The organism is Streptomyces sp. NPDC111802, from assembly GCF_055634335.1.
Genome location: NZ_JBVKCZ010000120.1, coordinates 1 through 7,192, shown reverse-complemented (window position 1 = coordinate 7,192; position 7,192 = coordinate 1). Strand labels below are relative to the sequence as shown.

Annotated in this window: 7 protein-coding genes and 2 pseudogenes; 5 read left to right on the top strand and 4 right to left on the bottom strand. The window is 65.4% G+C overall.

The genetic code is table 11. From position 1 onward, the window contains the following. The 3 genes from ACZ7NC_RS43885 to ACZ7NC_RS43875 all read right to left on the bottom strand — a co-directional run. Positions 1-686 (bottom strand): IS3 family transposase (locus ACZ7NC_RS43885; protein ID WP_471497673.1); only part of this gene is annotated, 686 nt, incomplete at its 3' end. Further along, positions 683-973: a transposase gene (locus ACZ7NC_RS43880; RefSeq protein WP_471497671.1), complete on the bottom strand. Its 291-nt coding sequence runs from the start codon at positions 971-973 to the stop codon at positions 683-685. The genes ACZ7NC_RS43880 and ACZ7NC_RS43885, both read right to left, overlap by 4 nt. A gap of 104 nt (positions 974-1,077) precedes the next feature. Next, positions 1,078-1,257: a hypothetical protein gene (locus ACZ7NC_RS43875; RefSeq protein ID WP_471497669.1), complete on the bottom strand. Its 180-nt coding sequence runs from the start codon at positions 1,255-1,257 to the stop codon at positions 1,078-1,080. 1,072 nt (positions 1,258-2,329) lie between these two features. Between ACZ7NC_RS43875 and ACZ7NC_RS43870 the strand changes: the two genes are divergently transcribed. Continuing rightward, positions 2,330-3,199, top strand: coding sequence for a nuclease (locus ACZ7NC_RS43870; RefSeq protein ID WP_471497667.1), 870 nt, complete (start codon positions 2,330-2,332; stop codon positions 3,197-3,199). An 83-nt stretch (positions 3,200-3,282) separates the two neighbouring features. Here the strand turns inward: ACZ7NC_RS43870 and ACZ7NC_RS43865 are convergent. Continuing rightward, positions 3,283-4,635, bottom strand: a pseudogene (locus tag ACZ7NC_RS43865) (IS30 family transposase); the annotation flags it as partial. An 85-nt stretch (positions 4,636-4,720) separates the two neighbouring features. On the opposite strand from ACZ7NC_RS43865, the gene ACZ7NC_RS43860 reads away from it, so the two are divergent. The 4 genes and pseudogenes from ACZ7NC_RS43860 to ACZ7NC_RS43845 all read left to right on the top strand — a co-directional run. Further along, complete coding sequence (locus tag ACZ7NC_RS43860) at positions 4,721-4,969, top strand: integrase core domain-containing protein (RefSeq protein WP_471497665.1); 249 nt, start codon at positions 4,721-4,723, stop codon at positions 4,967-4,969. A gap of 225 nt (positions 4,970-5,194) precedes the next feature. Continuing rightward, positions 5,195-5,719, top strand: coding sequence for an IS110 family transposase (locus ACZ7NC_RS43855; protein ID WP_471497663.1), 525 nt, complete (start codon positions 5,195-5,197; stop codon positions 5,717-5,719). Between the two features lie 409 nt (positions 5,720-6,128). Next, on the top strand, positions 6,129-6,713 hold the full coding sequence (locus ACZ7NC_RS43850) for a GAF and ANTAR domain-containing protein (protein WP_471497661.1): 585 nt from the start codon (positions 6,129-6,131) through the stop codon (positions 6,711-6,713). A 104-nt stretch (positions 6,714-6,817) separates the two neighbouring features. Continuing rightward, positions 6,818-6,967, top strand: a pseudogene (locus ACZ7NC_RS43845) (IS6 family transposase); the annotation flags it as partial. Between the last annotated feature and the right edge of the window lie 225 nt (positions 6,968-7,192).

Below are 7,192 nucleotides of genomic sequence, written 5' to 3'. Positions count from 1 at the left end.
CGCAGGCGCCTCCGGCACCTTCTGCCTCTCGTCTCGGCCCATCGCACACCTCCGTGATCAAGGTGTTGCGACGACCAGTTGAATCCGCCTTGGCTGCCGCGGTCCGAATGGAATATGTATCCGTCGGCGAGGTCGATATTCCGTGCTGCCATGTCGAGCGCGTCCGCTATGAGTGAGGTCTTCATGTGATCGGCCATTGCCCAGCCGGCCACGGCTTTGGTGTGACAGTCAATGACCGTAGCGAGATAAAGGAACCCGGCCCAGGTGTGAATATACGTGATGCCGCTGACCAGTTTGCGGCCGGGCGCATCTGCGGTGAAGTCACGGGTGATCAGGTCGGGTGTGGACGGTGCCGTAGTCTCGGCGAGGGTGGTCACTCGCCAGCGCCGTGGCTGGCACGGGACCAGGCCCAGTTCCCGCATCAGGGCGCGCACCAGCTCCGGCCCGGCCTGTACGTTCATCCGCTTCAGGGCCGCGTGGACGCGCCGGTAGCCGTAGGTCTCGTGTGAGTCGGAGAAGACCTGGCGGATAATTTCCCTGAGTGGCGGGCGTCGCCCGGCGGTGGCCGATAACGGTCGGGAACGCCAGTGGTAGAGACCCGACGTGGATACACCTGCCCAGGGGCACATCCGCTGCACGGGATAGGTGCCGGACTCGCCGTCGATGAACTCGTACTTCTCCGTCACCGGTATTCCTGAGCGAAGAAGGCAGCCGCTTTTCCCAGGAACTCGGTCTTCATCCTCAGTTCACGGTTCTCACGTTCCAGCTCGCGCAGCCGGGCGCGTTTGCTGATGTTCAGCGGCGGTTCCTCATCGGCGTGCTCTTGCCGATACCGGCTGACCCACGTGCCCAGAGTTCTCTCGTTCACCTGGATTTCGCGCGCGACCTCGGCGATCGGCCGGGACTCCACGACCACCATCTTGACCGCCTCGTCCCTGAATTCTGGACTGAACTTCCTGCGCTTTGGTGCCACGTGCTCTCTCCGCCGTTCCGGACTTCGATCCTATCGGGGATCACTGTCCGAGACCTTCGGGGCGGCTCAGTGGTCGGTGGTGGCTTCGTTGATCAGCTTGGGTATCAGTCCACGCTGGGCAAGATGTGGGGCTCGGTAAGGTCGTCCTCGTAGCCCGCCAGGCGGATAGGGACGGACTGGGCCCACACGTCGAGACTGCTGATCCCACGGGGCCAGCAACCCCCGCCCTCTGGCGTTTGCTCGGGGGGCTGTTCGTGATTCGTCGTCTCCGATAACCTGCGCACTCCTTGCGCGTCGGCGTCAGCTGGGCAGCTTGGCCACGCCCCCGTTCTGCCATCGTGTTCTGGTGTCCCAGCTGACCCAGATCAGCGAACTGAATGACGCAGGCCACAAGTTCACCGCGGTCAGCACATCGAGGACGGTTCCGGCTCAGCCTTGTTCACGTCCAGCTATCCCAGACGAGGGGGCGTTTGCGGAGCACTGGCCGCTTCACCACAACCGGGCACTGGTGCATAGGAGAACGGTGTTGCACTGCTGATCAATTCGAGCGCTATTGTGCACTTGTGAAATCAAAAGGCGCATAGCTGTCAGACACCTGCCCGAACGCGAGACCGCTTATCCCACGCGTCCTCCCGCATTGAGCGCTTTCCAACCTGCTGACCAAGCTGGAAAGTGGGGCTGACAGACAGGTGAAGCCCCTGGTAGATAGGCTTCGACCAAGAAATCCGAGCCATCCGATCCGCTGCAGTCTGCGCCGGGCTCGTCATGATGGGGACCGTGTGGCTCGGTGTGGCACTCTTCCACCAGATGGCAGCGGAGCGGGCGGCGATGTTCCGCCCACCGCATTCATGACCCTCGGACGCCCAATCTAGTGGACCCCGTCCATCGATCCTTGTCTCGCCCTGCCGTAACGTTTCAGCTAAACAGCCCTGCCCGGTTCACTTCTGACGTTGTCGCAGACGTCAGACTACCGATTAGAACCGTCCTGATGATCAAGGAACCCGGGCCGTGTCATCCCGTGAATAGGCCTCCTGGAGTACGCGCCCCGCGGGTGCTGGTACAGCCACACCGCGTGGGAGATGACCTCCGTTGGAAACCGGAACCGCTTGTACGACGGCGGCGTGCCACGAACACCCCTTACCGAGACGAACTCCGCGAGGATCACCTCACGCCCCAAGTTAACTTGACGACGCCGTGTCGACGATTCGGGAAACCGCGACACGGTCATGCCTACCTCGCCGAGGAACCAGCCCACCCGTTGCTTAGCCTTCATACTGGTATGAGGTGGTTTCAGTGTGGGCCGCTTTGAAGAGGGACACAGTCAGGTCAGCACGCGACCCCGAGGAGAGCGCCGTCATGCCGATGCTGTTGATCAAAGGCTCATACAAGATCGTCGGAGCGAGTCCCGACGGCGACTCCGTCCGCTTCTACCCTGATGCCCCGAACGAGTGGGACCTTCTGCGCGGACGGCGCGTGCGGCGCAACCGCAGCGGCGGCGCACAGCTCCGTCTCGACGCCATTGACACCCTCGAGACGCACTACCGTCCGCCCGGAGGGCCCGAATTGCATCAGCCGGCTCCGTTCGCCGGCACTGCCGCCGCCGACCTGTTGTCGTGGCTGGGTTTCGAGAATGTGCAGCGAAACGCCCAGGGAATCGTGACTGGGTGCAGCCCCGAATCTCGGCCCGGCTACATCCTCACCCGCAGTGCTGATGTCCACGGGCGCTGCGTTGCCCTCGCCGGCCGCGGCACTGAGGTTCCCGGCAGCAGCGGCACGCTCATCAACGTGACCCCGGAGCATCTGCGCCAGACAGCCAATCACCACCAGCTTGCATCGGGCCTGGCCTATCCCACCTTCTACCGCAAACTCTTCGTCGACTTACGCCAGGAAATGACCACGACCGCGCAGCAGGCCCGGCAAGCCGGCAAGGGACTGTGGCCCAAGGACCAGACCCACAGCGGGGCGAGCGTACAAGGCATGTCCACTCTGACCGACCACGCGGTGCTGTGGCCCAAGCTGTTTCGCCGACTTGCGGACTATCTCCAGCTCAACGACGGTGACCCCTCACTGGACCGCTTCCCCGCCTACCTCGAACAGCGTGACGACCGGCTGCTCATCCTTTCCAGCGGGCAGTGGACAGGGCTAGACACCGTCGTAGCTGTCACTGGCGGCAATACCGTACGGCTCACCCATGATCCCGAGGACCTTGTCTTCGACGAAAAGTAGGCCCACTCGGCAGCGGCCAGTGTCGAGAACAGCGCTTTCAAGGGGCGTGAGCCGCCCCGAAGTTCTCGGACAGTGATCCCCAGTAGATGGTCGTTGAGGGCTTCGGCGGGTGTCTTCCAACCGAGGCTCTTGCGGGGGCGACTGTTGAGCGTGGCTGCGACGGCCTCGATGTCCTCCGCCGCCCATCGAGAAAGGTCGGTTCCCTTCGGGAAGTATTGGCGCAGCAGGCCATTCGTGTTCTCGTTGGTGCCGCGCTGCCAGGGCTGTGCGGATCGGCGAAGTAGACCGGGACGCCGGTCTCGATCGTGAACTGGGCGTGCGCCGACAACTCCTTGCCCCGGTCCCAGGTCAAGCACCGCCATAGTTGCTCGGGCAGGGTGCCGATCGTCGCCGCAAGCGCATCTTTCATCGTCACCGCGCCGTAACCGGCCAGCGGCGGCCCGTTCTTGGTACGGGGAACGACGCCGTAGCCGTCCTGGCGGGGCAGGTGGACAAGCACCGTGTACCGGGTCGTGCGCTCGACCAGCGTGCCAATCGCCGATCGCTCAAGTCCGATCAGGAGGTCGCCCTCCCAGTGTCCCGGTACGGCACGGTCGTCGGCTTCGGTCGGCCGTTCGCTGATCAACACCTCCGGCGTGACATGGGCCCACGCCTTGCGCTTGGACCGGGCACGAGGCACCCCGCAGGGCTCTGCCGGTGCGCAGGCAGGCAACGAGCTCACGCTTGAGCGCTCCAAGGCTTTCGATGAACAGGGCCTGGTAGATCGCCTCATGACTGATCCGCGATGGACTCATCATCGGAGAAGTCGACCTTCAGCCGGTTTGCGATCTGCTCCGGACTCCACGCCATGACCCATTGGGGGTCGCCGCGGTGCGGCTTGTTCCTCCCTTGCCGCCGCGGGCCGTCCGGTCCCAGTACCGTCGCGTCCGGGGGGCTGACCTGGCCGGAAAGCCTTTCCTGGACGTAGTCCCGCAGCCGGTCGTTCGCGGCCAATTTCGCTGTCTTCAGGCGCCGGGCCACGAGGTAGGCCTTCCACTGCGCGATCGAAGCCCGGTACTCCAGTCGGCCGCCACGGGTCGCAGCGTTGCGCCGCAGTTCCCGGGATACTGTCGATGGATCGCGGCCGAGACGTCGCGCGGTCTCCCGGACTCCGATGCCCTGCACTTTGAGGATCGCGATCTCTTCACGCTCGTGAAAGGACAGGTACCGGCCGGACTGCGGAGCAAGATCCATTGGTGGCATGCCGTCACCGTGACGAAACCACCTGCAACCCGCCGCCTCGGATACGCCAACCGCAGCTGCCGCCTCCTCGGTGAGCAACCCCTTCGTGACCTCCCGCCAGAACTGACGTTCCACTTCCCGCCGAAGCGCTGGCGCACCGGGCACTTCATCGGCGACCGTCCAGTCAACGCCGCCAACCCTGCCGGCCTGCCCATCAACACCTCCGTGATCGAGGTGTTGCAATGACCGTTTGAATCCGCCCAATACACTTCCCGAGAACTCCAAAGCAGACTCAGGGGGTTGAGCCTGAGGGCATCGGTCGGCCGTACCGGAGTCTGCTGGGATAATGCTATGGCCGAATCATTTTTCGGTTCCCTCAACAACGAACTCGTGCACCGGACTGCGTTCCCGACACGTGCCCACGCACATCGGGCGATCGTCCGCTTCATCGAGATGTTCTACAATCGTCGACGCCTCCACTCCCGACTTGGCTACCGAACTGCTGCAGAAGTCCACGCCGAGTACGAAGAGTTGCAGGCCGCAGCATAAAGAACCCTTCAAAACCGCTGTCCGAGAAGCACAGGGCGCCCGCTCGCCCCGTGAACACCACCACTGCGACGGCGCCGCTCTATCGGGAGGCCTCATCAGCCCGGGGCCTTGTCGGCGTCCGTCACGCCAGACAGCCCCAGAAGTCCAACTACGGCCCTCTGGAACCACCTTCACAATGGGGTCCTGCTTGGTGTCGACACTCACAAAGATGTCCACGCGGCGGCCGTGGTCACCGTGCTCGGCGCCGTCCTGGACGGCCGCAGTTTCCCAGCCACGGCCGAGGGCTACCGACAGCTCGTGGCCTGGGCCCGCTCGTTCGGCACGCTGCGGCGGGCAGGCGTTGAGTGCACCGGCTCCTACGGTGCAGCCCTGGCGCTTCACCTGCGTGCGGAGGGCATTGAGGTGACGGCAACCAGCCGGACAAGGCCGCCCGGCGGCGCCACGGGGAAGACCGATGCCGTGGATGCCGAAGCCGCCGCCCGCGCCGTGCTGTCCGGCCGCGCCACCGCCACGGCCACGGCCACGGCGAAGACGAGCGACGGCCCGGTGGAGATGCTGAGGCTGTTCAAACTGGCCAAGACCTCTGCGGTCAAGTCCCGAACCCAGGCCATCAACCAGCTCAAGAGCATCCTGCGCCGACACCACCCTGCGGGAGTCCCTGGCCGGCCTGAGCAACCCGCGCCTGGTCACGCGGTGCGCCGAACTGGATGGTCAGACTGCGACCGGGCCCGGTCGCAGTGGAGGCGCTGAGCCGCATCGGCCGGTCCATCACCTCCAATGTGTTCTTCTCCCGGTTCGACGGGCACAACGGCGGTGTCGTCCTGATGATGGAAGAGGAGCCGAAGCGACGCCCCGGACTGACAGCGCGACGTACTCTTGGGCGCATGGATCCGCAAAGGCGCGAGCGCGAGGAGGGCCTCAGCGTGGCAGCGGTGGCACGGCGTCGGGCGCGCTGGCCCGTGAGCGCGCGGACCGGGCGGAGGAGATCGCCGAGCGGCACGAACGCCTGGCAAGACAGGACGGCATTGAGTTCCACGCCCACATCGCAGAGACTCATCGCAAAACAGCCGCATGCCACCGTGCCTCGGCCCGGCTCCAGGAGGACTTCGCCCGCCGCGCGGCTCAATGGGACCAGGGACGCGGCGCCCGACCGCGGTTCATGACAGGTATTGCCGAGGCCTGCGGCACGAGCAGCGCCGCCGTCACACTGGTCGACGCCGGCCACAACCAGCTCGCCATCGCCGTGTCCGACGAACAGTCCCGGGCAGCGCAGGACCTGGAGTTCGTGCTCGGCGACGGACCTACACGCGACGCGGCCTCGCAACGCCGTCCGCTCCACGTGTGCGGGCGGGCCATGGAGGCACGTTGGCCCGGCTACGGGACGGGCCTTGCCTCCCTGGGTATCGCCTCGGTGGCCGCCCTGCCACTCCCGTCGCAGGACAGCGGTATGGGGGTACTGACGGTCTTCGGTCCACGGCCTGCACCCGGTGGGCCCGCCGACCTCGCCGAGGTTGCCGCAGCCCTCACCCCCATCGTGCTCCTTGGCCCTGACGCCGACGCCGGCCTCTATGGCGAAATCGACATCCGCGCAACCGTTCTGCAAGCGACGGGAATGCTTTCCGAGCAGCTCGGCCGCCGCGCCGCCGACGCGCTGGCACTCATCAAGGCCCGGGCGTTCGCCGAGGAAGTATCGATCGAGACCGTCGCCCGGCAGATCGTGCACGGAGACCTGAAACTCACCTGAAGAAGAGGTGACATGACGTCCGAACAGGTCCGAACAGCAGCTGGCCGACGTATTGGCGTCGTCAACTTGAGCGGGGCGTCCCGGGCCTGGGGCGATCACCGGGCTTCCCGCTCAACTACCTCGAGGTGGAGGAACTGCTGCTGGCCCGCGGAATCATCGTCTCCCATGAGACCGTCCGGCAGTGGTGTGCCAAGTTCGGTCCCGAGTACGCAGCCCGGCTGCGCCGGCGCCGGCCGCAGGCGGGCGATAAGTGGCTCTACCTTCTTCCTGGGGCTGCCCCAGCCATTCGTAGGGTTGTGGCGCCCGGGGGAGCTGGGTGTGGCTGATAAGTGGCTCTACCTTCTTCCTGGGGCTGCCCCAGCCATTCGTAGGGTTGTGGCGCCTGGGGGAGCTGGGTGTGGCTGATAAGTGGCTGCCGTTGTGTGGCTTGAGATGCTTGGCCGCCCGGCTCCCCACGACGACTCGGCCGCCGATTGGGA

Excerpts from the sequence above, each read along its gene's own strand:
- ACZ7NC_RS43870 (WP_471497667.1), top strand. The coding sequence starts at position 2,330 with ATGCCGATGCTGTTGATCAAAGGCTCATACAAGATCGTCGGAGCGAGT.
- ACZ7NC_RS43850 (WP_471497661.1), top strand. The coding sequence starts at position 6,129 with ATGACAGGTATTGCCGAGGCCTGCGGCACGAGCAGCGCCGCCGTCACA.